The organism is Luteibacter anthropi (assembly GCF_023699965.1).
GTDB lineage: Bacteria > Pseudomonadota > Gammaproteobacteria > Xanthomonadales > Rhodanobacteraceae > Luteibacter > Luteibacter anthropi.
In genome coordinates, this window is the sequence record NZ_CP077072.1 from 1,716,404 (window position 1) to 1,741,983 (window position 25,580).

Annotated in this window: 20 protein-coding genes; 12 read left to right on the forward strand and 8 right to left on the reverse strand. The window is 64.1% G+C overall.

Going from position 1 to position 25,580, the window contains the following annotated elements; translation table 11 throughout:
• Nucleotides 1–151: 151 nt before the first annotated feature.
• The 6 genes from cyoA (at nt 152) to KR767_RS07685 (ending at nt 6,133) form a co-directional block, all read left to right on the forward strand.
• Nucleotides 152–1,216, forward strand: coding sequence for a ubiquinol oxidase subunit II (gene cyoA / locus KR767_RS07660; protein WP_208392363.1), 1,065 nt, complete (start codon nt 152–154; stop codon nt 1,214–1,216).
• A gap of 42 nt (nt 1,217–1,258) precedes the next feature.
• The gene (cyoB, locus tag KR767_RS07665) at nt 1,259–3,259 is read left to right on the forward strand and encodes a cytochrome o ubiquinol oxidase subunit I (protein ID WP_166945964.1); all 2,001 of its coding nucleotides are present in this window, start codon (nt 1,259–1,261) and stop codon (nt 3,257–3,259) included.
• Between the two features lies 1 nt (nt 3,260).
• Nucleotides 3,261–3,887, forward strand: coding sequence for a cytochrome o ubiquinol oxidase subunit III (gene cyoC / locus KR767_RS07670; protein ID WP_243852995.1), 627 nt, complete (start codon nt 3,261–3,263; stop codon nt 3,885–3,887).
• On the forward strand, nt 3,884–4,282 hold the full coding sequence (gene cyoD, locus KR767_RS07675; protein ID WP_250878694.1) for a cytochrome o ubiquinol oxidase subunit IV: 399 nt from the start codon (nt 3,884–3,886) through the stop codon (nt 4,280–4,282). The genes cyoC and cyoD overlap by 4 nt, the downstream gene beginning before the upstream one ends.
• Nucleotides 4,279–5,067, forward strand: a complete 789-nt coding sequence (locus KR767_RS07680) for an SURF1 family protein (RefSeq protein WP_250878695.1) — start codon at nt 4,279–4,281, stop codon at nt 5,065–5,067. Before cyoD ends, KR767_RS07680 begins: the two co-directional genes overlap by 4 nt.
• Before the next feature lie 127 nt (nt 5,068–5,194).
• A complete protein-coding gene (locus KR767_RS07685; RefSeq protein WP_250878696.1) occupies nt 5,195–6,133 on the forward strand; it encodes a DUF535 family protein in 939 nt (312 codons plus the stop codon).
• Here KR767_RS07685 and KR767_RS07690 read toward each other — a convergent pair.
• From KR767_RS07690 to KR767_RS07700, 3 genes are all read right to left on the reverse strand, one after another.
• On the reverse strand, nt 6,130–8,481 hold the full coding sequence (locus KR767_RS07690; protein WP_166945970.1) for a TonB-dependent siderophore receptor: 2,352 nt from the start codon (nt 8,479–8,481) through the stop codon (nt 6,130–6,132). The two genes, KR767_RS07685 and KR767_RS07690, sit on opposite strands and share 4 nt — an antisense overlap.
• Before the next feature lie 138 nt (nt 8,482–8,619).
• Nucleotides 8,620–9,645 carry a FecR family protein gene (locus KR767_RS07695; RefSeq protein ID WP_250878697.1) on the reverse strand — a complete coding sequence of 342 codons (1,026 nt, stop codon included), beginning with the start codon at nt 9,643–9,645 and terminating at the stop codon, nt 8,620–8,622.
• Nucleotides 9,642–10,187, reverse strand: a complete 546-nt coding sequence (locus KR767_RS07700) for an RNA polymerase sigma factor (protein WP_166945972.1) — start codon at nt 10,185–10,187, stop codon at nt 9,642–9,644. Before KR767_RS07700 ends, KR767_RS07695 begins: the two co-directional genes overlap by 4 nt.
• Nucleotides 10,188–10,480: 293 nt before the next feature.
• On the opposite strand from KR767_RS07700, the gene KR767_RS07705 reads away from it, so the two are divergent.
• Nucleotides 10,481–12,187 (forward strand): ArnT family glycosyltransferase, encoded by a 1,707-nt coding sequence (locus tag KR767_RS07705; RefSeq protein WP_250878698.1) that lies wholly within the window; start codon nt 10,481–10,483, stop codon nt 12,185–12,187.
• 1,177 nt (nt 12,188–13,364) lie between these two features.
• Here KR767_RS07705 and KR767_RS07710 read toward each other — a convergent pair.
• Nucleotides 13,365–13,982: a YrbL family protein gene (locus tag KR767_RS07710; protein WP_250878699.1), complete on the reverse strand. Its 618-nt coding sequence runs from the start codon at nt 13,980–13,982 to the stop codon at nt 13,365–13,367.
• 118 nt (nt 13,983–14,100) lie between these two features.
• Between KR767_RS07710 and KR767_RS07715 the strand changes: the two genes are divergently transcribed.
• From KR767_RS07715 to KR767_RS07735, 5 genes are all read left to right on the forward strand, one after another.
• Nucleotides 14,101–15,999 carry an LTA synthase family protein gene (locus KR767_RS07715; RefSeq protein WP_250878700.1) on the forward strand — a complete coding sequence of 633 codons (1,899 nt, stop codon included), beginning with the start codon at nt 14,101–14,103 and terminating at the stop codon, nt 15,997–15,999.
• A gap of 244 nt (nt 16,000–16,243) precedes the next feature.
• Nucleotides 16,244–16,651, forward strand: coding sequence for a GntR family transcriptional regulator (locus KR767_RS07720; protein ID WP_250878701.1), 408 nt, complete (start codon nt 16,244–16,246; stop codon nt 16,649–16,651).
• A gap of 19 nt (nt 16,652–16,670) precedes the next feature.
• A complete protein-coding gene (locus KR767_RS07725) occupies nt 16,671–17,579 on the forward strand; it encodes an ABC transporter ATP-binding protein (RefSeq protein ID WP_250878702.1) in 909 nt (302 codons plus the stop codon).
• Between the two features lie 16 nt (nt 17,580–17,595).
• Complete coding sequence (locus tag KR767_RS07730) at nt 17,596–19,437, forward strand: hypothetical protein (RefSeq protein WP_250878703.1); 1,842 nt, start codon at nt 17,596–17,598, stop codon at nt 19,435–19,437.
• 18 nt (nt 19,438–19,455) lie between these two features.
• Complete coding sequence (locus tag KR767_RS07735) at nt 19,456–21,534, forward strand: S9 family peptidase (protein ID WP_250878704.1); 2,079 nt, start codon at nt 19,456–19,458, stop codon at nt 21,532–21,534.
• 45 nt (nt 21,535–21,579) lie between these two features.
• On the opposite strand, the gene KR767_RS07740 is transcribed toward KR767_RS07735, so the two are convergent.
• From KR767_RS07740 to KR767_RS07755, 4 genes are all read right to left on the reverse strand, one after another.
• The gene (locus KR767_RS07740) at nt 21,580–22,875 is read right to left on the reverse strand and encodes an OmpA family protein (RefSeq protein WP_250878705.1); all 1,296 of its coding nucleotides are present in this window, start codon (nt 22,873–22,875) and stop codon (nt 21,580–21,582) included.
• 101 nt (nt 22,876–22,976) lie between these two features.
• The gene (locus tag KR767_RS07745; RefSeq protein WP_250878706.1) at nt 22,977–23,831 is read right to left on the reverse strand and encodes a cobalamin-binding protein; all 855 of its coding nucleotides are present in this window, start codon (nt 23,829–23,831) and stop codon (nt 22,977–22,979) included.
• Nucleotides 23,828–24,616: an ABC transporter ATP-binding protein gene (locus tag KR767_RS07750; RefSeq protein ID WP_250878707.1), complete on the reverse strand. Its 789-nt coding sequence runs from the start codon at nt 24,614–24,616 to the stop codon at nt 23,828–23,830. Before KR767_RS07750 ends, KR767_RS07745 begins: the two co-directional genes overlap by 4 nt.
• Complete coding sequence (locus KR767_RS07755; protein ID WP_250878708.1) at nt 24,613–25,575, reverse strand: FecCD family ABC transporter permease; 963 nt, start codon at nt 25,573–25,575, stop codon at nt 24,613–24,615. The genes KR767_RS07750 and KR767_RS07755 overlap by 4 nt, the downstream gene beginning before the upstream one ends.
• Between the last annotated feature and the right edge of the window lie 5 nt (nt 25,576–25,580).

The window sequence follows — 25,580 nt, forward strand, 5'->3', positions numbered from 1 at the left end:
ATCCTTCCCCGCTTATTGGCGTTGGGGACAGCATAACCAAGATCGCGTCCCGGGCAATCCCCGTACATGGGACAATGTGTCCTATGGTCCAAAAAAGCGGATCGGCGTACCTTTTTGTGTCCCCACGATTGCCTCCATCATGCGAATGTCCATGAAGATGATGCGCGGATTGCTGATCCCCGCCCTGGTCCTGCTCCTGTCGGGGTGCGATGCCGTCCTGATTTCCCCGGCCGGCGACGTCGCCCGCCAGCAGCGCGATCTCATCGCGATCTCGGTGGTGCTGATGCTCATCATCATCATCCCGGTCATCGCCATGACCTTGCTGTTCGCATGGAAGTACCGCGAGTCGAACAAGGCAGCTCATGCCGAGTACGACCCGGAGTGGAGCCACTCCACGGTGCTCGAGCTGATCGTCTGGTCGGCCCCGCTGATGATCATCATCGCGCTGGGCGCCATCACCTGGACCAGCACCCACAAGCTCGACCCCTACCGCCCGCTCGACCAGATCGGCCCTTCCCGGCCGGTTGCCGAAGGCACCAAGCCGCTGGTGGTCGAGGTCGTGGCGCTGGACTGGAAGTGGCTGTTCCTCTACCCGGAACAGGGCATCGCCACGGTCAACGAGATGGCCGCCCCGGTCGATCGCCCCATCGAGTTCCACATCACGGCCTCCACCGTGATGAACGCCTTCTTCGTCCCCTCCCTGGCGGGCATGATCTACGCCATGCCGGGCATGGAGACCAAGCTCCACGCCGTGATGAACAAGACCGGCGACTTCGAGGGCATCTCCGCCAACTACAGCGGTGCCGGCTTCTCGGACATGCGTTTCCGCTTCCACAGCCTCTCCAACGGCGACTTCGACACCTGGGTGGCGAAGGTCCGCGCGGGCGGCGGCGAGCTGGGTCGCGACGACTACCTCAAGCTGGAGCAGCCCAGCGAGCGTGAGCCGGTGCGTTACTTCGGCAGCGTCAGCAAGGGCCTGTACGACCGCATCCTCAACCGGTGCGTCGAATCCAACCGTATGTGCCAGAACGAAATGATGGCGCTGGACAAGCAGGGCGGGCAGGGCATCGTGGGCACGTACAACGTGGCCTCGCCGGATGCCGCCACCCGCTCGCGCCTGGGCTTGTCCGAGGCCGAAAAGCGCTACGTCGGTTCGCTGTGCATCAGCCGCACCGACGATGGCGTGGCCATGTCCCCTGCCGGACGCCCGCTGTAAAGCGGCGGCCACTTACGAATTGAAGCCTAGCCGAGCCCGGTAATGAACACGCCAGATCTAGTCAAACTGATCTTCGGTCGCCTCACCATTGAGGCGATCCCCTACCACGAGCCGATCCTTCTCGGCACGTTCGCCATGGTCGCCATCGGCGGCATCGCCCTGCTCGCCCTGATCACCAAGGCGAAGCTGTGGGGCTACCTGTGGAAGGAATGGTTCACCAGCATCGATCACAAGAAGATCGGCATCATGTACATGGTGCTGGGCATCGTGATGCTGCTGCGTGGCTTTGCCGACGCGCTGATGATGCGCGCCCAGCAGGCCATCGCCTTCAACGGCAACCCCGGCTTCCTGCCGCCGCACCACTACGACCAGATCTTCACCGCCCACGGCGTGATCATGATCTTCTTCGTGGCGATGCCGCTGGTCACGGGCCTGATGAACTACGTGGTGCCGCTGCAGATCGGTGCGCGCGACGTGGCCTTCCCGTTCCTCAACAACTTCAGCTTCTGGATGACCGTGTCCGGTGCGCTGCTGGTGATGGCCTCGCTGTTCGTGGGTGAATTCGCCCGCACCGGCTGGCTGGCCTACCCGCCGCTGTCCGGCCTGGCGCAGAGCCCCGATGTCGGTGTCGATTACTACATCTGGTCGCTACAGGTGGCGGGTGTCGGTACCACGCTGTCGGGCATCAACCTGATCGCCACCATCGTCAAGATGCGCGCTCCGGGCATGACCATGATGAAGATGCCCGTCTTCACCTGGACCTCGCTCTGCACCAACGTGCTGATCGTCGCCGCCTTCCCGGTGCTCACCGCCGTGCTGGTGCTGCTCTCGCTCGACCGCTACGCCGGCACCAACTTCTTCACGAACGACTTCGGCGGCAACGCCATGATGTACGTGAACCTGATCTGGATCTGGGGCCACCCCGAGGTCTACATCCTGGTGCTGCCGGTGTTCGGCGTGTTCTCCGAAGTGGTGTCCACCTTCAGCCGCAAGCGCCTGTTCGGTTACGCCTCGATGGTCTACGCCACCGTGGTCATCACCGTGCTGTCGTACCTCGTGTGGCTGCATCACTTCTTCACCATGGGATCCGGTGCGAGCGTCAACTCGTTCTTCGGCATCACCACGATGATCATCTCGATCCCCACGGGCGCGAAGATCTTCAACTGGCTGTTCACGATGTACCGTGGCCGCATCAAGTTCGAAGTGCCGATGCTGTGGACGATGGGCTTCATGGTCACCTTCGTCATCGGCGGCATGACCGGCGTGATGCTCGCGGTGCCCCCGGCCGACTTCCTGCTGCACAACAGCCTGTTCCTGATCGCGCACTTCCATAACGTGATCATCGGCGGCGTGGTGTTCGGCGTGTTCGCCGCCATCAACTTCTGGTTCCCGAAGGCCTTCGGCTACAAGCTCGATCCGTTCTGGGGCAAGTGCTCGTTCTGGTTCTGGCTGGTGGGCTTCTACCTCGCCTTCATGCCGCTCTACGTGCTGGGCTTCATGGGCGTCACCCGCCGCATGAACCACTTCGAAGATCCGTCGCTGCAGATCTGGTTCCAGATCGCCGCCGTCGGCGCGGGCCTCATCGCCCTGGGTATCGGCTCGTTCATCATCCAGCTCTTCGTCAGCTGGAAGCGTCGCGACGCCCTGCGCGACGTCACGGGCGATCCGTGGCACGGCCGCACCCTGGAGTGGTCCACCTCGTCGCCGCCGCCGGATTACAACTTCGCGTTCACCCCGGTCGTGCACGATTCCGATGCCTGGTGGCAGATGAAGGAACACCACGCCGAGCGTCGCACCGAGGGCTACCTGCCGATCCACATGCCCAAGAACACGGGCGCGGGCATCATCCTCGCCGGCTTCGCCTTCGTGCTCGGCTTCGCGATGATCTGGCACATGTTCCTCGTGGCCGGCCTGGCCTTCGTGGGCCTGCTGGTGACCGCGATCGGCCACACCTTCAACTACAAGCGCGACTACTACATCCCTGCGGAAGAAGTGGCTCGCACCGAGACCGCACGTACGGAAGAGCTTGCCTCCCATGTCTGATATGCATGCCACGTCTTCCGCGGGCACCGCGGGCCAGAAGCTCCAGTTCTGGATGAAGGAAGACCACCACCCGGCCAACGGCACGCTGCTCGGGTTCTGGATCTACCTGATGAGCGACTGCCTCATCTTCGCCACCCTGTTCGCCACCTATGGCGTGCTCGGTCGCAGCTACGCAGGCGGCCCCTCGGGTGCCGACCTGTTCGAGCTGCCGCTGGTGGCGATCAACACCACCATGCTGCTGCTGTCTTCCATCACCTACGGCTTTGCCGTGCTGGAGATGCAGAAGAACCGCAAGGGCACCATGATGGCCTGGCTGGTCATCACCGCCCTGTTCGGTGCCGCGTTCCTGGGCATCGAGCTGTACGAGTTCGCGCACCTCATTCATGAGGGTGCGGGCCCGCAGCGCAGCGCCTTCCTGTCGTCGTTCTTCACCCTGGTGGGCACCCACGGCCTGCACGTCACCTTCGGCATCGTCTGGCTGGTGACCCTGCTGTTCCAGGTGAGCAAGCACGGCCTCACCGCCGCCAACAAGCGTCGCATCATGTGCCTGTCGATGTTCTGGCACTTCCTCGACGTCGTGTGGATCGGCGTCTTCACCTTCGTTTACCTGATGGGAGTTCTGCCGTGAGCGCGCACGCCGAATCGCACGATCATCACGACGATCACGGCCACGACGACGCGCCGCACAGCACCATGAAGGGCTACATGACGGGGTTCTTCCTCGCCGTGGTGCTGACGGCCATCCCGTTCTGGCTGGTGATGGACAAGGTCATTCCCGACTCGCGCACCCTCGCGGTGGTGCTGCTGATCTTCGGGGCCATCCAGATCGTGGTCCACATGATCTACTTCCTGCACATGAACACGAAGTCGGAGGGCGGCTGGAACATGCTCGCGCTCATCTTTACCCTGGTGCTGGTGGTGATCACGCTGACCGGTTCGATCTGGGTCATGTACCACCTCAATACCAACATGATGCCGGGCATGACGCATGACATGACCGAGCAGGTAAAAAACCTGCCTTGAGCGGGAACGACGCCACTGTCGAGAAGACGCCGCGCTCACCGCGCGGCGTCTTCGTTCTGGGGTTGCTCGCCCTTTTCGGGGTGATCGTGTTCGTGGGCTTTATCGCGCTGGGCACCTGGCAGGTGCACCGCCGCGCGTGGAAGCACGAGCTGATCGCCCGCGTCGATGCGCGCGTGCACGCCGAAGCCGTGGATGCTCCTCGCAAGGGGCAGTGGCCGCAGGTAACCGCCGCCAGTGACGAATACCGGCGTGTACGCCTCACGGGCATCTTCCTCGACGACAAGAGCGTGCGCGTGCGTGCCAGCACCGAGCTGGGCATGGGTTCGTGGCTGCTGACCCCGATGCGACGCAAGAACGGCGACATCGTGATCATCAATCGCGGTTTCGTTTCGCCGACGTGGTGCGATGGCAAGGCCACCTGCGTGACCGGGCCCGAAGGCGAAACGATCGTCTCCGGCCTGCTGCGCATCAGCGAGCCCAAGGGCGCCTTCCTGCAGAATAACGAGCCGGCGAACGATCGCTGGTTCTCGCGGGACGTGGCCGCCATCGCTGCCGCCAAGGGGCTCGACGACGCGGCGCCGTACTTCATCGACGCCGATGCGCTGTCCTCTCCCGGCAAGGGTGGCGGCAACGACGGCCCGGTGGGTGGCCTCACGGTCATCGCTTTCCCCGACAATCACCTGCAATACGCCATCACCTGGTACGCCCTGGCCGGGATGACCCTGGTCGGAGCCTGGATCGTCTGGCGCGACCAGCGTCGCCGGTCCCGGAACCGCCCCCTGTAGGAGCGCGCCTCGCGCGCGACCGCTTGTAACCGGACATTCACGGCCCTGACCGGTCGCGCGCGAGGCGCGCTCCTACGGGAAATCCGGGGCCGGTTTCACTTTTTCGCCCCTGATACGTCATAAGGACATGACTGCGCACCATCACGCCCCCCAGACGCTTTCCGACCTGCCTCTCGGCTGGCCGGGCCAGCCCGGCCACGGTGGTTTGCTTGCCTTGCTCGAACACGCCAGGCGCCGGGCCGCCCTGCGGCGTCGCCAGGTGCTGCCCGAGGGGCGGCTGCGGTATCTGCTGAACAGCCTGGTCGCACTGCCACGGCATGCCGCATGGCTGAAGCTCGTGGGTTCCTCACGGACGATGCGCGCCGCGGCGGAACTGAACCCCCGGCTCTACGAACGCTGGCAGCCGCACTATATCTCCCGCGATTTCGATCTGGCCGCCCGCGCCCGCATGGTGGATGCGCATTACCGCTTCATTTCCAAGGAGCTCCCGGAGCGCCTGAGCCGTCGCCTGCTGAAGGGGCATGACGTGCGCCTTGCCACGCTCCCGCTGGGCGGTGGTGAGATGGCCTATCTGCATGCCCGTGCTCCCGAGAACGAAAGCTGCGGCGAACTGGGCCTGGTCCTGCTCAACGGAGACAAGGAGGTGATTGCCTCCTGCGCCATCACCTTCGCCGGTGAGGAAGGCGTGCTGCTGGGCGCCCTTCGCGGTCCCTGGGCCTGCCTGGATCGCAGTGCGATGCTTCCCCTCATCCGGGCCAGTGGCGGCCTGCGCCCGCGCGACCTGCTGTTCGCGGTGGTCCGCGCGCTGGCGCGGCACTACGGATTTCGCAGGCTTCGCGGCGTGTCTGCCGAAGCGCATCCGCTTGGCCGGCGGGCCGGCGTCACTATGGCGGCTTACGATCGCTTCTGGCGTCGCCACGGAGGTATCGCCGGAGACCACGGCTGCTACGAGCTTCCGCTGGTATCGGTGGCAAACGACGAATCCGGCGAACGCGAGACGTTTCGTCACGAGGTCTGCGAGGTCACGTTGCGTGCGTTTACACGCGCAACCGGTACAGCGGCCTAGAAGTCGTAGCTGCCGGTGAGCAACACGACACGTCCCTGCCGGATCGGCACGAAGGTCTCGTCGAAATTCACGGCATACAGCGTGCGGGCGAAGAGATTCTTCACGCCCAGGGTAACTCGCCAGTTCTCGCCGTAGCGGGTCACATTGGTTTCGACGCTGGCCTGCCCGGGAATACCGAAATACTGTCCGTCACCGCTGGTGCGTCCCAGGCTGTGGCTGCGTGCGAGGATGCCTGCGGCAACACCCCAGGGCTGGATGCTTCCCTCGCCGAAGCGATAGCTGGCCCACACGGCCGCCTGGTGGCGAGGCGCGCCGGTGGGGCGCGTGTCGTCGCTGTTGTGGATGCGGGTTTCCGTGAGGCTGGCGAGCACATCGAAACCGGGTGCGACGCGACCGGTGAATTCCACTTCCAGCCCATGATTGGTCTGTCCGGGCCCGGGCGTGGCGAAGAACGGCGGTTCCGGCGAAACCAGGCTGACGCTGTGATCGACACGGATGCGATAAAGCGCGGCGGTAAGTCGCGCCCGCTGGTCGAACAGGTCGAACTTGCCGCCCACTTCCACCTGCCGTGAGGTGGCAACGGGCAGGGGCTGGCCATCCTTGCCGAGCAGCGGATTGGGCTGAAACCCGGTGGATGTGTCCGCATAAAGCGACACATCGGGGGTGAGCTTGTAGACCAGGCCAAGCTTGGGAATCCAGCGCGATTTGTTCACTCGCCGCGGTGCGCCGTCCGTCCAGCTCGTATCCAGCCGGTAGTTGGTGCGACGTAAGGCGGCAAGTACGATCCAGCGCTCGCCGATGGAGATCTGGTCTTGCAGGTACAGCCCGGAATTGGTTTGCCAGGAGCCGCCGAGCGATTGCACGGTGGTATTGATGGGCACCAGGGCTTCGGCGAACTTGGCTTCGGAGAATGTGTTGCCGCTCAGCAGATCGATGGCTAGGGGACGGGTAGAAATGAACGCGTCACCCTTGCTTACCTTGTCGTTGGTTTGGACTTCGGTGGTGCCGCGATCGGAATCGTCGCCGGCATGCGTTCGCGCCACGTCGAAACCGATCAGCACGTTATGGGTCACATTGCCGTGCTGGAAGCGCGCGGCGAGGTCGTTCTGCCAGGTCCAGTACTTGGCGGTGTAGCGAAAGCTCCGCGTTACCGGCGCAAGCAGGCCGTAGACGTTGTCCGAGTCGTAGGACCAGCTGCGGCCGTCACTGCGCTGGCGCACGTATTGTCCACGGCTGTGGAAGGTCCAGTCGTCCCAGAAATCGTGCTCCACATCGAACACGGCCCGCGTGGTCCGGAAATTGGACCGGTCATCCGGGATGTCGGGCAGGTCGCGGACCGGTGATCGCGATGACAGCGTTGCGCCGAGCAATACGGTGTGTTCCGGGCCGGGTATGCGGTTGTTCACGTATTCCAGGCCGGCCATGACGCGCGTGTGCTCACCCTGCCATGCAAAGGATGGCGCGAGATAGTTGCTGCGGCCGCCACCGTCACCCTGTGGTGTCTTCGCGGCCCGCTGGCCCGCCGCGACCAGGCGATAGGTGAAGGCACCATCTTTTGACGCGGCGCCGGCCAGATCCACGCCCAGTCGCGCGCCATCGTATTCGCCAACGGAATAGGTGAGGTTGCGCACCGTATCGGCCTGCGGGCGCTTCATCACGACGTTGATCGAGCCGCCGAAATTATTGTTCTGCGACGTGTCGCCCAGGATCGCTTCGGGGCCGCGCAGCACTTCGACGCGCTCGATGCCGATCAGCGGCGGCAGGTCTTCGGTGCGCGCCACGCCGTTGGGCATGCCGTCGGTGAGGCCGAGGCCCGCGTCGAAACCGCGAATGAGAAAGATCGGGGAACTGCCGTAGCCATCCACATACTGCACACCAGCGACATAGCGGGCGACGTCGCCCAGGTCCACGGCCTGCTGCGATGCGATCACTTCACGGTTCACCACGGTCACGGACTGCGGCACGTCGGCCAGCGAGGTCTCCGTGCGGGTTGCCGAGCGCGTGGTATCGGCCTTGAAGCCCCCATCGGTGATCAGGCCACGCACGTCCACGGTGGCCAGGGGCACCACGCTCGATGGATCGAAAGCCACGTCGGGCTCGGGTGGCGTGGCGTCGCCCGGCTTCTGCTTTTGACGCACCACCACGGTATGCGGATCGTAAGACTCCGGCACCAGATCCGTGCCGCGCAATAGCTCGTCAAGCGCGGCGCCCGGGGTGAGCACACCCTGGGCGCCATCGGTGCGCCAGTTCGAGATGGAGCCCGAGGAGGTGAGTACCTGAACGTTGGACTGTTTGCCCCAGGCAAGCAGGGCCGTCGCCAGGGGTTGGGGCGCAATGGCGAACGACATGGCCGTCGCCGGCGGCGGAAGATCGCCACCGTCCGCGAAGACGGCCGGAGGAAGCGCGATCAATAGCGCGAGTGCGCCGGTGGATACGCGCCGGCGCCCGCGAACCGTGTACGGCAAGAGTGGCGGCCCCAAAACGTTTTAACGCGGCCTGGCACTCCGCGCGGTCGAAGTCTGACGGGCAAGTTCGAGCCGGTCGGCATACGAATCCACCCGCACCGGGAAGACGCGCGGCAGCGCGGCAACCCAACTGTCGATGGTATCGACCTGCACGGTGCCGGTAAACGTCAGCCTGCCCAGCGCCGGATCGGCCAGACGCACAGGCCGGGTCGCATAGCGGTTGACGTTGGCCAGGACCGAGGCCAGCGGCTCGTTGACGAACTCCAGGCGATTGTCGCGCCAGGAGGTGGCCGTACCCGGATCGACGTTGAGGAAGCGCATGGCCTGGGTCTCGGGATCGAACGAGACCTGGCGGCCGGCGCCAAGCTCCACCGGACCTCCGCCGTCGGCGCCGGACGGCGATATGCGTACACGGCCTTCCGTGACGGTCACGGTCACCCGGTCGCCAGTGCGGCGCACATTGAATGCCGTACCCAGGTCGCGGATATGCAGCGGGCCCGCGTTGACCACGAACGGCCGCGCCGCGTGGGCGACATGGAAATACGCCTCGCCCTCGTCCATGTCGATGGCGCGCTCGTTCTTGCCATAGCGGGTCGTCAGCGACGTGGCGGCGCCCAGCTCGATGCTGGACCCGTCGGGCAGCGAAATATCGCGATGCCCGGCGCGTTCGCTGGCGTACTGCGTCGTTGCCTCGCCGTGGGTGCCGCGCAGGCCCAGGACCAGGGCGCCTGCCGCGAGAGCCACGGTGGCCACGCCGGCAGCGAGTCCAAGCGCCAGGCGGGGGCGCCGGGCGGGGGCCATGACACGGCGCTGTGGAGAAGCGAAACGATCGACGAACGCCTGGCGCTCGGCCGGCGCCATGTCGCCCATGGATTCAGCCAGGGCGGCGACATGATCGAAGGCATGCGCGTGGCGCGGATCGGCTTCAAGCCAGTCGCTCCACTGCAACAACGCCTGCTCGGGAAGAGCCGGGTCACGCAGTCGTGCCCACCAGTCCGCGGCGGTGTGTTCGATATGCCGGTCGTATCCGGTCGGCATGGTGTTCATCGTGGGGTCTCCGCACGGTCTCGGTGTTCTCGGCAGTGCGCCAGCGCATTGCCTACGTGGTAGCGAACCATGCGCTCGCTGAGGTTCATGTCGCGGGCAATGGAGGCGAAGTCGCGGCCATCGATCACATGCATCACGAAAGCCCGGCTGGTCTTGGGCGGCAACTCGTCAAGGGCCTCGCGCAGCCCTCGCCATTGCTCCACGGCCGAGGCGTGCTGTTCGGGAATGGGGGTGACGTGCCAGTCGTCGTGATCAGGATCGACCGGGGCTGCCGCGCGGACATTGCGCATGCGCAGGCGGTCCACGGCGAGATTGGCCGCCGAGCGGAACAGGAAGGCACGCGGCGAATCGATGGCCGTGTCCGGCCCCAGCGTCAGCAGCTTCAGGTAAACCTCCTGCGCCACTTCCTGGGCATCGGCGAGCGAATTGAGGCGCGCCCGGAGGAAGCCCACCAGGGCCGCGTTGTGCTCGCGGAACAGCGCCACCACCTGGGAGGCACGTGTCTCGCTTGCCGGTGTTCCCGCCGGCGGGGTTCGTTCCATGGCTCTGACCGCATTCATGGGGCTGTATCGAGTCTATAAGGTCGCACGGTGGGAAATCGGCGCCCATACGGGCAGGGACAGACGCCGATTTCCGCACCGGCGAACCTCCTAGACGTGCGGTCTCGTGAAAATTGAAATGGTGCCGCGAAGAAATTTCGCCGTGAACTGTCGCAACGAGGGCAGGGCAGAGCTAACTACCTGTCACATTTGCCGAAAATTCCTAAGGTCTTTGTAAGGGCGCGGACAGGCGGGTCCGTTAGGATGGCTGCCGACCTGTCCGGCCCATGGTTTTCATGCTTTCCAACGACGAACGTTCCTTTCGCCGCGAGTTCGGCTGGTTCATGCTCATCGCCCTTCTGGTGCTGGCGGCGGGCATCGGCCTGCGCGACCCGTGGCCGCCGGATGAACCCCGTTTTGCCCTGGTGGCCCGGCAGATGCTGGAGTCGGGCCAGTGGCTGTTCCCGCACCGGGGCATGGAGCTGTATTCGGACAAGCCGCCCATGCTCATGTGGACGGAAGCCTTCTGGATGTGGCTCACCGGCGGCTGGCGCGGTGCCTTCCTGCTGACCTCGCTGTGCTCGGGCCTGGGCACCCTGGCGGTGGTCTGGCACGTGGGCCGTCGCCTGTGGACCCCGCGCATCGGCCTGTATGCCGCGGCCATCGTCCTCATGACGATGCAGTTCGTCGGGGTGATCCGCCACGCGCAGATCGATCCCCTGAACCTGTTCTGGATCACCCTGGGCAATGCCGGCATCCTGCTGCACTGCCTGAAGGGCCCGGACTGGCGCATGTACTGGCTGGGCTGCTTCGCGGCCGGCCTGGGCGTGATCACCAAGGGCGTGGGTGTCATCGCCCTGCTGATGCTGCTGCCTTATGTGGCGATGCGCATGCGCCGCTGGCCGGGCGTGACGCTCACCCGCGGCGACGGCTGGCGCTGGGCGGGTGGTGCGCTGGCCTTCCTGCTCGCCATCTCGCTATGGCTGGCACCGATGCTGGTCACAGCCTACGGCATGCGCACGCCGGAATACCTGGCCTACGTGCACGACATCCTGTTCCGGCAGACCGCCGAGCGCTACGCCAATTCGTGGGCGCACGAGGAAAAACCCTGGTTCTTCCTGCTGGTGATCCTGCGCACGTGGATTCCCACCTGGCTGCTGGCTGCGCTCATCGTGCCGCGCTGGCGCGAAGCATGGCGACTGCGCGAGCCGCGCGTGTGGATGCCGCTGGTGTGGTTCCTGCTGGTACTGGTGTTCTTTTCGATCCCTCGTGGCAAGCGCGAGATCTACCTGCTGCCTGCGTTGCCGATGGTGGCACTGGCGATGGCGCCTTATGTGGGCGAGCTGCTGAAGACGCGCTGGCTGCCGAAGGTTTCATTCTGGGTGACGATGGCCTGCGCGGTGGTGTTCGGTGGTGCGGGCCTGTGGGCATGGAAGACCGCGCCGAAGATTGCCCAGCGCTTCGCTGAAGGTTACGAGCTGCCCGGTCATGGCGAGGCGCTGTGGCTCTGCGTCGTGGCCGTCGGTGTCGCCTTCCTGGTATCGGCCCTGGTGTTTCGTCCGAAACGCGGCGTGGCCGCGTTGCTGGGTGGCATTGCGCTGGCCTGGATCGTCTGGCCGCTGGGCAGCTATCCGTTGCTCGATGCCAACCAGTCGACCCGTGGCCTCATGACGACAGCCGACGAGGTGATCGGTCCGGATGGCCAGCTTGGCCTGGTGTCCTGGCGCGAGGAAAACCTCCTGCAGGCCCGTCGCCCGGTGGCTGAATTCGGCTTCTCGCGCGATGCGGTGTATCAGTTGCAGGACGCTCGTCAGTGGCAGGCCGCCGATCCCGTGCATCGCTGGCTGCTGGTCAACGACGAGGCGATCGACCGTTGCGCGATCCGCGAGAAAACCCGCCATATCGGCGCGGCCAACCGCATGAGCTTCTCGCTGGTACCGGCCGATGCGTGGATTCCCGGCTGCGCGTCGTCGATGGAAACCCGCATTCCCCCAACCCCGTAACCTGCAACCTACTGTCGTTCCTGTTTTTGTAGGAACGATGGTAGGTGAAGTTACGGTACCCGCCCCCGAAGCCGTCGTTCCAGCGGAAGCTGGAACCCAGCGCGGTGCAGTCGGTTGTCGCGATGAAGCCCCCTACGCCAGAGCCGATGCAGCGCCTTCGTTGTGCTGGTAAACCGAGGCGCTGGGTTCCTGTTTTCACAGGAACGACGAGTAGGGAGGTGGCTGTAATCCCACCCGAAGCCGACGGGCGAAGGTGACGACCCAACCCGAAGCCGACGGGCGGAGGGACGACGACCCCACCCGAAGCCGTCGTTCCAGTGAAAGCTGGAACCCAGCGCGGTGCAGTCGGTTGTCGCGATGAAGCCCCCTACGCCAGAGCCGATGCAGCGCCCTCGCTGTGCTGGTGAACCGAGGCGCTGGGTTCCTGTTTTCACAGGAACGACGGGTAGGGAGGTGGCGGTGAACCCACCCGAAGCCGACGGGCGGGGGTGACGACGACCCAACCCGAAGCCGTCGTTCCAGCGAAAGCTGGAACCCAGCGCGGTGCAGTCGGTTGTCGCGATGAAGCCCCCTACGCCAGAGCCGATGCAGCGCCCTCGCTGTGCTGGTGAACCGAGGCGCTGGGTTCCTGTTTTCACAGGAACGACGAGTAGGGAGGTGGCTGTAATCCCACCCGAAGCCGACGGGCGAAGGTGACGACCCAACCCGAAGCCGATGGGCGGAGGGACGACGACCCCACCCGAAGCCGTCGTTCCAGCGAAAGCTGGAACCTAGCGCGATGCAGTCGGTTGTCGCGATGAAGCCCCCTACGCCAGAGCCGATGCAGCGCCCTCACCATGCTGGTAAACCGGGGCGCTGGGTTCCTGTTTTCACAGGAACGACGGGTAGGGAGGTGGCGGTGAACCCACCCGAAGCCGACGGGCGGGGGTGACGACGACCCAACTCGAAGCCGAGGGGCGACGACCCCACCCGAAGCCGTCGTTCCAGCGAAAGCTGGAACCCAGCGCGGTGCAGTCGGTTGTCGCGATGAAGCCCCCTACGCCAGAGCCGATGCAGCGCCCTCGCCCTGCTGGTAAACCGGGGCGCTGGGTTCCTGTTTTCACAGGAACGACGGGTAGGGAAGGTAACTACAGCCCCGCCCGAAATGGTCAGGTAGGGCGGCGGCCGTAAGCGGCGCTTACTTCGGCGCTTCGGTCTTCGTCCGTTTCAGCATCCGCTCGTACTTCTTCTTCGTGCGCGACGCATTATGCGAGCGGCTCATCGAGCAATGCGGAATCAGGTTCTTCTCCCCGAACCCGTCGATCATCACCAGCCGCGCACCACCACGCGAATCCTCGCCATACACCACGTTCCAGGCATGCAGGTCCGCCGCGATGACATCATGCGACAACAGCCGGGCGTAGAACTCCTCCAGCGCGGCCTGCGTGCGATCGGTAAACCCTTCCGCCTGGACCCAGGCATGCAGGGTAGGCGCCAGGGACCCGTCGGGCGAGCGCACCTTCTCCACGATCTGCCCCAGCCCGATGTCGGTCATCTCGATGCCGACCACCCGGGCCACCGGCGAAGTGGCATAGTCGCCCTTGTAGATGCTGGTGACGTATTCGCGAAACTCGCGCACGAAGTCCTTGTACGGACCTGCGCGGCCCAGCCGGCGTATCCACGGGCCGTTGTCCCAGCGCTCCTTGATGGAGGCCGTGGAGATGACCTTGATCAGCAGGTCGGGGTCGTCAGGGTGCTGGTAAACCTCGCGCACATGTCCCGTGGCGATCGGCTTGGCCTGGGCCAGTCTGAACATCGTCGTCCTCATGCGGCGGCCGAAAGGCTGCCGTAAGTCAATCGTGGAAGCGTTATATTGTCACAACCCGTGACATCACCGTACGGCAAGCCCGCCGTACCCAGCCGGACCCACCCAAGTGCGCAAGCTTACATGGCGATTCATTGTCGCCACCCTCGTCTTCCTGACACTGTCCCGCCTGGGACTGTCTTTCTGGCAGTGGCAGCGCGTTCATGACTCGGGCGGCCTGTGGCCCGTGCTGTCCGGCGGCTGGCGCATCGACCTGTCGCTGATCGCGATGGTCGTGGCGCTGCCCGCCCTGCTTTCCCCCTGGCTCGGCCACCGCCAGTGGCCCACCCGCATCACCGCATGGTGGTATCGCGTGTGGTGGGTGCTGTTCGCGCTGCTGGAAGTCTCCACGCCGCAGTTCATCGTCGAATACGACACGCGCCCCAACCGTCTGTACTTCGAATACCTCACCAGCCCGCATGAAGTCGCGGCCATGCTCTGGCACGGCTACAAGCTGTCGGTGGGCGCGGGCCTGATCGCCCTGGTACTGATTGCCTGGATCGGTTTCCGCCTGCTGCCCACCCGCAAGCCCGACCGCCGGCCGGTGCGTGGCTGGGTGCGTCCGGTGGCGACGGTGATCGGCTTCGCGGTGCTCTTCCTCGCCGCACGCGGCACCTTGCAGCATCGTCCGCTCAATGCGTCGCAGGTGGCCTTCACCAACGATGCCATGGTGAACACGCTGCCGTTGAACTCGCTGTACAACGTGCTGAACGCGGCGATTGCACTAGGCAACGAGCGCTCGGCTTCGGCCGTGTACGGACGAATGGACGACGCCGAGATGCAATCCATCGTGCGCCAGGCCGCCGGTCTCGATGGCCCGCCGCTCGACCCGCAGTATCCGAGCCTGCACAAGCAGGAGGCCACGCGCCAGGGCGACAAGCCGCTGAACCTCGTGATCATCCTGGAAGAAAGCCTCGGTGCGCAGTTCGTGGGCAGCCTGGGCGGCGACGGCTACACGCCCGAACTGGACAAGCTTTCCAACGAAGGCTGGTGGCTCACCCGCACCTACGCTACCGGCACGCGTTCCGCACGCGGCCTCGAAGCGGTGACCACGGGCTTCATGCCCACGCCGGCCGAGGCAGTGCTGAAGCTGCCCCGCAGCCAGCGCGACTTCTTCACGCTGGGTGCCCTGCTCGACACCTTCGGTTATCACACCCGCTTCCTCTACGGCGGCGAAGCGCACTTCGACAACATGCGCTCGTTCTTCTTCGGCAACGGCTTCAACGAAGTGGTCGATAGCGCCAACTTCGAAACGAAGCCTTCGTTCGTTGGCTCGTGGGGTGCGTCCGACGAAGACATGTTCAACGAGTTGCACCAGCGCCTGCTCGACGATGGCGAAAAGCCCACACTCACCGTGGCCTTCTCGGTCTCCAATCACACGCCGTGGGAATACCCGGCAGGTCGCATCAAGGCCGAAGGCGAGCCGGCAAGCAACGCGAACGCCGTGCGCTACGCGGACTGGTCCATCGGCCGTTTCTTCGAGCGCGCCAAGCAGTCGCCGTACTGGAACCACACCGTGTTCCTGATCGTGGCCGACCACGATGCGCGCGTGTTCGGTGCCAGCCTCGTGCCGGTGCGTCACTTCCACATTCCCGCGCTGATCCTCGGCGCCGGCGTGCCGGTAAAGAAGGATGACCACATCGTCAGCCAGATCGACCTTGCACCGACCCTGCTCTCGCTGATCGGCATCAGCAGCGAGCACCCGATGCTGGGTGCAGACCTGACTAAGCGTTATCCGGATCGCGCCATCATGCAGTACGGCGACAACTACGGTTACCTGAAGGACGACACCCTCGTGGTGTTGCGCCCCAACCAGCCGGCCACGCAATACCACTACCTGGTCGATGGCGAGAAACTGGAGCCGCAGCCGGTGGACCCGCAGCTTGAAAAGCTCGTGCTGGCGCACGCCCTGTGGCCCAGCTGGGCCTACAGCAAGCAGCGCTACCGCCTGCCCGAAAAGACAAAATAACCCCTGTAGGAGCGCGCCTTGCGCGCGACCGGTTCATCGCCAAAACCCGGTCGCGCGCAAGGCGCGCTCCTACAACGTAATCGGGACAGCTACCGAAGGTGCGGGAGCCGATCGCGTCGGCGATCAACCCCGCGGTCCGCTTCACGCAGCACGCCCCGCGCAACCATCACCTGCCTTCCGGCCTATTGAACCCGGCGGCCCGCCTGTAGTGTACTACTCGCACTAGTACACATGGTTCACCATCATGGCCCGTACCCAGGCACTTCCCATCCAGATCACCACTGGCGATCCGCGCCCTATCGGCCGGCAGATCATCGATGCCGTGCGCATGCGCATCGCTACCGGCGACCTGCGTCCGGGCGCACAACTGCCCAGCGTGCGCGGCCTGGCACAGCAATTGACGATCAACCCGAACACCGTCGCCAAGGCCTATGCCGAGCTGACGGCCGAAGGCTGGCTCGAATCGCGCCAGGGGCTGGGGTTCTACGTCGCCGAACCGCGTCAGCGCCTGAGTTCGGCCGAGCGCGACCGGCGCATGGACGAGGCCATCCAGTCCTTCGTGCATGAGGTGATCGCACTGGATTACCCGCCAGAACGTGCGATGGCGCGGCTCGACAAGGCATTGGCGATCCTGGGCAGGAAGACGGCCTGAGCGCCGCAGGGGAGGGGATATGAACGACGATCCGGTGATCCGCACCATCGGGCTGTGCAAGCGCTATGCGGGCAAGATGGCGATTGACAATCTCGATCTGGAGATCGGGCGCGGTAGTATCCATGCCATCGTCGGCGCGAACGGCGCCGGCAAGTCCACGCTGTTCCGCATCCTGCTGGGCTTTCTCCCGGCCAGCTCGGGAGAGGCCTTCATCCTGGGTCGCGACTGTCGTTCACTCACGCCGCATGATCGCGAGCGCATCGGTTTCGTCAACGAAGAACACACGCTTCCGGGATGGATGAGCGTGGATGCGGTGACGGCGATGCAACGTCGCCAGTATCGTCACTGGCACCAGGAGACCTTCGACGAGACGATCGGCCATTACAACGTGGTGCGCACGCAAAAGGTGTCGCAACTCTCGCGCGGCGAACGTGCCGGTTTCAACCTGGCGCTGACGCTGGCGCAACAGCCTGAACTGCTGGTCTTCGACGAGCCGACCCTGGGCCTCGACGTGGTCGCCAAGCGGGCCTTCCTGGAAACCCTGCTTTATTCGAACGCCACGCGCGATTGTACGGTGGTCTACTGCTCGCACCAGATGGAAGAGATCGAACGGGTCGCAGACAACCTCATCATCATGGAGCGTGGTGCGCTGAGGAACATGTCGCCACCGGATGATTTCCGTGCACGCGTGATGCACTGGGTTGCCGACATTCCCTTCCGTGGCCCGGATGCCCGTCTCGTTCCCGGCCTGCTCGAAGTGCAACGCATCGACGGCCTGTATCACTACCTTGTGCTGGACCAGGGGGAAGGCTTCGCAGGATTCCTGCACGCCTGTGGGGCTCGTGATATCCATCACCTGCCCGTCAGCCTGGATCGCGCGGTGAACGGCTTTCTCGCCAAACACCACGCCGTGCCGCGTGCGGCCTGACGCGAGGACCGAAACGATGCCTGACATCATCCGCGCCGAATGGCTCCGCTATCGCCTCTGGGTACTGCTGTATGCACTGGCGCACCTGCTCGCGCTGGCGTTCCTGAATCGTCTTACCGATCTCGGCCAGCAGCCGGTCAATGTGCGCCGCGTCTTTGCAGCAGGTTATGTGGTTACCGGCCTGTTGCTTGGCCTGCACCAGATGGGCACCTGGAGGCGTCCCAACCAGTGGCTCAACCTGCTGCATCGCCCGGTGGCACCCTGGCGCATCGGACTGGGGTTGTTCATCGCCGGTTGCCTCGGCCTGCTTGTGGCGATCATGCTGCCTCTGCTACTTGCCGTTGCATGGCAGGCTTATGGGACGGCACGCGTCGTCGACCTTCGCCATGTACTGATCCCGTTGGCCGCGTTCCTGATAGCCATGTGTGCCTACTTCGCAGGAGTGTACGGCCTGCTTGCCGACCGACGGTACGCAGCGTCGGGGCTGGTGCTGATCCTGTGGATCATGGTTGCGAAGGCGTCCGGTCCGGCGGCGATCCTTTTGCAGCTCATCGCCAGCGGTTACACCTTTGCCCTTGCGATGCTCGCCTTCAGACCGGACCTGGGTTCACCGCCACGTTCCCTGTCTGCCCTGGTCCTGGTCGCGATTCCGGTACAGGCAGGTATCTACGTGCTGATCCTGCTGGGCGGTTTCATTGCCGAAATGGGCTGGATCATGTCAGGTACGCATCCTGGCAACATGGTGACGCCGCCGAAGGGTGGCTTTACCGAGGCCATGCGCATGAGCCCGCGTGATCGCATGCTCGCGGGCCTTGAAGATGTGTCGCTGCCCGATGCACCGTTATGGCGCGAGCAGGTGGCGCTTTCGGAAGTCCACGTCATCGAGCGACCGGCGGGTGCGCCTGCGCTACGCAATGAGATGAGCAACAGCGCACCCATGGCGTTCGAGGATCACGATGCGCGTATCCAATGGACGTTCAGCCACCGGCATATGCGTTACCAAGGGGTCGATATGGCGACCGGGCTTCCGGCCGGCATCCTCGGTGCAGGCGAGGACAATGCGGCCTTTCCGGCCCTTGCCACACCTCTGGGCGATCTGCCCGGATTGTCCAGGGGCGATGTCATCCTGGCGGCGGGACCGACGCTCTATCGATACGTGGCGGCGGTAAAACGTATCCTGCCTTTGCTGACGCTTCCCTCCGGCGAACGTATCGTGCGCATGACGCCGATCGGTGGCAGCGTTGCCGTTTTGAGTGATCGGGCGGTCTATCTCTACGACGGTCGCTACCTGGCCGATGGCGATCATGCGATGCATCCGCGGCAGCGAGTCGCCATTCCCGGTCATGCGGGCGATCTTTCCGCCATCGGGCTGGTGGAACTGGTTGACGGCTATCTGGTCTCTTTCACTTTCGCCGCCCAGGCCTATGACATGGTGGGCGTGCCGCCTTACCTGACCGTCCTTCGCGTCAACGACCAGGGCATGGTGACTCCTGTTGCCACCCGTGCACTGGGTGAGGACTATCCGGCGATCTACCGTTATCGCGCGTGGTGGCCTTCGCCGGTCATCCACGCGTTGCGCCCGTGGGCGGTGGGGTTCCTCGCGCCGGTCGATGACATGGACAGTCACGATACGCCACCCGTCCCCGCGCCCATTCGCACACTGGCATGGGCGCTCATGGGAATCAGCCTCCTGTGGGGCGCATGGCTGGCCCGGCGGCGCGAGCTGTCGACTCCCGCACGGCTGACATGGACGCTGGCCTGTGGGCTGATCGGCCTGCCGGCCGTCGCAAGCTTGTGGCTCATTCTGCCGGCTGCCGAGCGGGTACCTCGCCTGGAGCATCTTCCTCACCACGCCTGACTCCGATCCGGAGGTTTCATGAAATCGTTCCGGCCATGGCTCGGGGCGCTGGCCGCGCTCGTCTTTTGCAACACCCTTCAGGCTATGGATTTCGCAACGCGGTTGAAGATAGAGGCGGCCCGTCCCGTGGCGCCTCACCTGCCACGCACCGGTTTTCTACAGCGTACCGCCATCGAGCAAGCGGCTATCTCACCCGACGGCGGCCGCGTGGCATTCCTTCGCTCGAAGGGAAGTGACAAAGTGGTCTGGTTGATGGATACGACCAGTGGTGCCGAACATCCCTTGCTCGCGCGCAGCGATGCTCGCCGCCTGGCGTGGACCCGCAATGGGGAATGGCTGCTGCTGGTATCGCCGGGCAAGGTCTTTGCACTGGCCGCAGGCCGCGAGCGCGGTGCACGGGTGGTGATTGAACTGGGCGGCCCTCAAAAGCGGGAATTCATCGATATCGATCCCTCTACACCCACATCCATCGTGGTTCGCGAGCGGCTGCCGGATGCCATGGGCCGGCCCGTTGCATGGCGGCTGTCACGGGTTGGCATCGATGGCCGGGTGGACGTGTTGGATACCGATACCGACCGGATCGAAGGCTATGCCTTTGCCGGTACCGGCGTGCTCGCGTATGTCCAGCACCTGCGCGGGAAGTCGCTTGTGACGACGCGGATCGATGCATCCGGCGCCCGTAGCGATGTCATGCGATGTCAGGTCATGCGCCGCTGCGAGCTATGGCCCTTGCTGGACAGCAGCGGCGACCTGTTTTTTGTTGCGGATGAAAACGACTCGCCCACACGGCTGTACCGGATGAAAAATGGTGAGAGGGACGTCATCGCAGGCGATCCCGGTCGACTTGCGGATATCGCCGTCATAAGTGCAGATCCTGCATCCGGTCTGCCATGGCTTCTGAGTTTTCGTGGGCCCGTGGCCATGATCGGGGGCCTCGACGACAGGGCGAGGCAACGCCTCGCAGATCTGGAGCACCGGCTCCCCGGTCGGGCCCTTGCCATCGATGCGGGGCGTTCGCACTGGCTGATCGTGGAGCAGGGCGGTGATATGCAGGGGCGGCGATATTACTTGCTGGATACCGCCAGCAACTATCTGCTGCCCGTGCTCGAAGAGTTACCACTACGCGCCCGCGATGATGTGGCCGGACGCTGGCTGCCCTCCGATGCACTCGCCAGCCAGCTTCCTTTCGAATGGACGGCGTCCGACGGCATGCGCCTGCACGGTTTCGTCCGTGTGCCGCCGGGGCGTGACGCAAGGAACCTGCCCATGGTGGTTCTCGTTCATGGCGGTCCATGGGCCAGCGTAGCGCCGGATGATTTCGGTTCCGGCGTGGCGGCCTTTCTTGCCAACCGTGGCTACGCGGTATTCGAGCCGAACTACCGTGGCTCGGTGGGCTACGGAACGAACTATATGCTGGCCCCGCATGGCGATTTCGGTAACGGTCGCGTGCAGAAGGATATTGTCGAAGGCGTGCAGGCATTGCTTGCCCAGGATGTCGGTGACCGCGACAGGATCGCTATCGCAGGTGCATCCTTTGGTGGCTACTCGGCGCTGCTCGGCCTTACCTGGCAGGGCGATATGTTCCGCGCAGGCATCGCCATCGTCCCGCCCACCGACTTTGCGTGGGATATCGAATGGGTGCGGCGCTCGCGCGAAGCGAACGTGCTGTCGTCGAAACTGCCTTATGAAGACTGGATGTCGGCGGTGTCGCTGGACCCATCGAATACATCGACCATGGCACACCTCCATGCGCAGTCTCCGCTATCCAATACAGACCGGATGATGCGCCCCGTGCTGATCGTGGCCGGAGGTAACGATCAGCGCGTAGCGTTGCGCGGTGTGCTGGGCTATGTGGCGAAGTTGCGCCTGCGGGGTCACCCGGTCAGCCTGCTGGTCGACCCTGCGGCAGGCCATGCGGATGATCTTCCCCTGGGCCGGGAGACCACCTTCCATGTCATGGCGGCCATGTTGCACCGGTATCTGGGTGGCGATGCGGACGATCCCGCCGACATACCCATGGAAGATTATGTGCGACGCAATGGGCGATCCGATACCGCAGGCGTATTCCTCCTGCCTGTGCCGGATGCGCATCCATGAATCCCTGTGCCGCCGATGTCATGAAGGTGCGCGAGGTGACGGCACCTATCCGTCTCTCCGGTCGGCGTTATTCATGAATATCTTGATATCCACGCGCCGATCCGGCGCCATGCACTCGTCCAGTGCCTTGCCTGTCATCGTGGCCGGGCAGGTCGCCGATGCGGAAAGTGAGCCTTTACCCGCTGAGCTAATGCGCTTGTCGTCTTTACCCAGGCCAAGGCTCTTGGCGAGTTCATCGGCTACCGCCCGGGCGCGATCCTCTGAAAGCTTCTGGTTGGTGAGGCCGGCTTCCTGAGGAATGCGTCTGTCGGCGTGACCGGTCACAACGATGTTGCTGATCGCAAGGCCCGCAGATTTCATCCTGGCTTTTTGTTCCGTCCCAAGCTGGCTGATGATCGCGGTGCCTTGAGGGGTAAGCTCCGATCGCCCCCCTTCGAAAAGTATCTGGGTATCCAGGTTAACGCAGTGACTGATTTCCCCTGATTTGCTCTCGCGAACGATCCGGATGCCTTCACGACGCACTTCGATTCGCGCTTTATCCGGGGCGCCTGCCTTGTCACCGGGGATGGCAATCAGTGAGCGATCGCCGGGACCATGCCACCATACCCGCATGCCGTCCACGGCGAAGTCCTGCGTGCCTTCGACGCTGCAACTGAAGATGGGCGCATCGATCTTGGCGGCCGCAGCCTTGATGACGCGAAATTCTTCCGGCGTGGCGATGATCCGGACATTGTCCGCATAGATACCCATGTCCCGGAACGTGGCCAGCTCCATCCGGCCGACCAGCCAGGTCGATATGAGCATTGGAAACAGGATGCCCAGGGCAATGAGTATGGCTCCCACCCTACGGCTGCGCTTCGTATGCGCGGGCGTCGACCGGTTGGGATAGGCGATGCAATCGATGCCGAGGACAATACCCAGGCCGCCCATCATGAGAGCTGCCAGAAGCTTGAACCACTCGAATGCATCCAGGACCGCCCAGGCGATGTATAACGTCAAGCCGAGGATGGTGAGTGAGGGCAGCAGGAGAAGCAGGCCGAGGCCGAGGTTTTCATCCTTGACGCCCGGCCATGTTCTTCTGGCCTTCAGGCCCTTGTAGACCAGGTTTATACCCAGGCAAACGGCACTCCCTACCAGAAGCCAGAAAATATAGATGAGCCCGAAAGCCAGTGCCGCAAAGAGGAAAAGCAGCGTGTCGCCTATCTGGACGCCGGATGGGAAGAAATGGGCGTAGAAGTAACAGTACGCAAATACGATAAGCACACCGATCGCGGAAGCGATGCCGATGATGAGTTTGCCGATAGCCTGCATGGCCTCGGCCATCTCCTTGAGACTCGTCACGAGTGTTTCCCCTGAATCATCCATGGATGATGCGTCAATGCACGGATATATTCGCCAGTGGTGGCCCGCGCCGCAAGAGGGCAATGGGGCCCCGTGGGGCGCTACCTTGCTTTGTCCAGCCGACGACACAAGGCCTCGACTCCTTCAAGGATCGATGGCGAAGGAAGCGACAGCGTCGGGGCGTCAATAGCGAAAACCTGGCCATTCCTTGCCGCATTCAGCGAAGGGCTTTTCTTCCAGTTGGCGAGACTGTCTTTGTCGTCGCCTGTGGTGATGATGACATCCGGGTTACGGGAAAACACGGCCTCCCTGGTTATTGTCGGGGCTGCCTGGGGCAGGTCCGCGAAGATGTTCGATGCACCGCACAGGTTGATGGCGTCGTCGATGATCTGCGTATGGCCGATGGTCATCAGCGGCTTGTCCCATATCTGGAAAAACACGCTGAGCCGTCGACGTCCGGCATAGGTGGCCCGGAGCGACCCCAGTGCTGCATCGAGGCGCGTCGCATTGCGATTCGCCGTCTCGCTGGTGCCGGTGAGCGCGCCTAGCCGCCGGACAGTGGGAGCGATTCCCGAAAGGCGTGTGGTTTCCACGTAGAACAACGGAATGCCAAGGTGGGACAGTTTCTCTATCTGGGCTGTCGATGTGCCGCTCTTCCAAACCATGATGATGTCGGGCTTCAAGCTGACGATGCGCTCCAGGTCGAGCATCGTGGCATCCCCGACAACAGGAATGGCCTTGGCAGCTTCCGGATGGTCGCTGAATCGCGATGTGCCCACGATGTGATCACCGGCGCCGGCCGCAAACAATGCATCCGTGATGTTTGGAGCCAGGCTGACAATACGTCTGGCAGGTGCCTGTAGTGTCACGACATGGCCCGCATCATCGGTGACACTGACGGATGCCTGGGCAGCGCCGGTGGACAGCAGCGCGAGAAGGAATAGCTTTCGCATCATGGTTTCGGATTCGTCAGGCGACCGGCACGGAAAAAGCGTTCTCCGTCGATGTCCACGCCGTGGATGGGATGCCGGAATGCGGCGCTGAGGTTGTCACCGGTGACGACATCGAGCATCGGCCCGGCCAGGGCCGTGCCGTTTCCATCGAGCAGGATGGCATGCGTTGCATGCCGGATGGCGAGGTTGATGTCGTGCACGCTGTAGATCACGGCGCGCTCGTCGCGTACGGCCGTGCGCTCAAGTTCCTGCAGTACCCTCATCTGCTGGTGCAGGTCCAGCGACGAAAGCGGTTCGTCGAGCAGTAATACATCCACATCCTGCGCAAAGATGGCCGCGATATTCACGCGCTGCCGTTCGCCGCCGGAGAGCGTGGTGATATCGCGATCCGCCAGTGCGTCGAGTTCAAACGTGGCCAGTGCTTCACGGGTCGGTTCATCATCCTCGTCGCCCCAGTGCCAGAACGACAAGTGCGGATAGCGGGCCGAGGCCACCGCATCCCGCACCGTAAGGCTGAAGGCATCCGTGACGGCTTGCGGAAGGAATCCACGTCGCCTGGCAAGTGTCTTCGGGGAATAACGGGATAGAGGCTTTCCATCAAGGCTTACCTCGCCGCCGTCCACATCGCGCAGGCCGGCCAATGTCCGCAGCAGGGTGGACTTGCCGGCACCGTTCGGCCCGATCACGGCCCATACCTCACCGGCACGCACGTTCAGATCGAGCGAATGCACCAGCACTCGCTCCTGCATGCGAAGGTGCAGCTCTTGCGTCGCCAGCAAGGTTTTCATCGCCGCCTCACCAGCAGCATCAGAAAGGCGGGCACGCCGATGACGGCCATCACGGCGCCTACGGGAAGCTGGATGGGCGCCACGATGCTGCGTGACAACGTATCGGCCACCACGACGAGCGTGCCGCCGCCGATGGCACTGGCCGGGATGAGCACGCGCTGGTCGTTGCCGACGAGCCGGCGCAAGGCATGCGGTACCACCAGTCCGACGAAGCCGATGGTGCCTGCCGTCGTGACGGCAATGGCCGTGGCGATGGATGACAGCGCAAAGATCGCCGCTTTCACCGCTCCCGGTTTCACGCCCAGCGCGCCGGCGGAATCTTCGCCGCGCGTGAGCAGGTTCAACTGACGCCCCAACGGCACCACGACAAACAGGCAGGCGAGCAGGCAGATCGCGGGAATCCCCCACCAGGCCACGCCGCTCAGGTCACCCATCATCCAGAACAGCATGCCGCGAAGATCACGGTCGGGAGCGAGGACCAGCATCATGCTCACGATGGCGCCGGAGCCGGCGGCCAGTACCACGCCGATGAGGATGAGGTCGGTGGTGTCGTCGCGTTGTCCTGATGTCTGCCGCGACAACAGATCGCGATGCGCGAGCACGAACACGGCGATACAGGTGATGAGCGCGCCGATGCCCGCACCCATCGCCACGAACACGCTGCCCAGTCCGGCGAGCATCGCCCCGAGGGCACCTACGGCGGCGCCACCGGACAGGCCCAGCGTGTAAGGATCAGCCAGTGGATTACGCACCAGCACCTGCATCAGGCAACCGGCCATGGCCAGCAGGCCACCGACGCCAAACGCCGCTACCGTCCTTGGCAGCCTCAGTTCGTGGACGATGGTCCGGGCCGGTGTTCCGGTATCGGTCCACAGGGCCGTCCATGCCTCCGTGGCCCGGATCTCGCCACCGCCACACAGCAGGCAGGCCGCGCCCACGACACCTGCGACCACGAGCATGACGA

Coding starts and splice junctions, on each gene's coding strand:
- cyoA (WP_208392363.1), top strand. CDS start 152: ATGAAGATGATGCGCGGATTGCTGATCCCCGCCCTGGTCCTGCTCCTG.
- cyoB (WP_166945964.1), top strand. CDS start 1,259: ATGAACACGCCAGATCTAGTCAAACTGATCTTCGGTCGCCTCACCATT.
- cyoC (WP_243852995.1), top strand. CDS start 3,261: ATGCATGCCACGTCTTCCGCGGGCACCGCGGGCCAGAAGCTCCAGTTC.
- KR767_RS07685 (WP_250878696.1), top strand. CDS start 5,195: ATGACTGCGCACCATCACGCCCCCCAGACGCTTTCCGACCTGCCTCTC.
- KR767_RS07690 (WP_166945970.1), bottom strand. CDS start 8,481: ATGTCGTTCGCCATTGCGCCCCAACCCCTGGCGACGGCCCTGCTTGCC.
- KR767_RS07695 (WP_250878697.1), bottom strand. CDS start 9,645: ATGAACACCATGCCGACCGGATACGACCGGCATATCGAACACACCGCC.
- KR767_RS07700 (WP_166945972.1), bottom strand. CDS start 10,187: ATGGAACGAACCCCGCCGGCGGGAACACCGGCAAGCGAGACACGTGCC.
- KR767_RS07705 (WP_250878698.1), top strand. CDS start 10,481: ATGCTTTCCAACGACGAACGTTCCTTTCGCCGCGAGTTCGGCTGGTTC.
- KR767_RS07710 (WP_250878699.1), bottom strand. CDS start 13,982: ATGTTCAGACTGGCCCAGGCCAAGCCGATCGCCACGGGACATGTGCGC.
- KR767_RS07720 (WP_250878701.1), top strand. CDS start 16,244: ATGGCCCGTACCCAGGCACTTCCCATCCAGATCACCACTGGCGATCCG.
- KR767_RS07725 (WP_250878702.1), top strand. CDS start 16,671: ATGAACGACGATCCGGTGATCCGCACCATCGGGCTGTGCAAGCGCTAT.
- KR767_RS07730 (WP_250878703.1), top strand. CDS start 17,596: ATGCCTGACATCATCCGCGCCGAATGGCTCCGCTATCGCCTCTGGGTA.
- KR767_RS07735 (WP_250878704.1), top strand. CDS start 19,456: ATGAAATCGTTCCGGCCATGGCTCGGGGCGCTGGCCGCGCTCGTCTTT.
- KR767_RS07745 (WP_250878706.1), bottom strand. CDS start 23,831: ATGATGCGAAAGCTATTCCTTCTCGCGCTGCTGTCCACCGGCGCTGCC.
- KR767_RS07750 (WP_250878707.1), bottom strand. CDS start 24,616: ATGAAAACCTTGCTGGCGACGCAAGAGCTGCACCTTCGCATGCAGGAG.
- KR767_RS07755 (WP_250878708.1), bottom strand. CDS start 25,575: ATGCTCGTGGTCGCAGGTGTCGTGGGCGCGGCCTGCCTGCTGTGTGGC.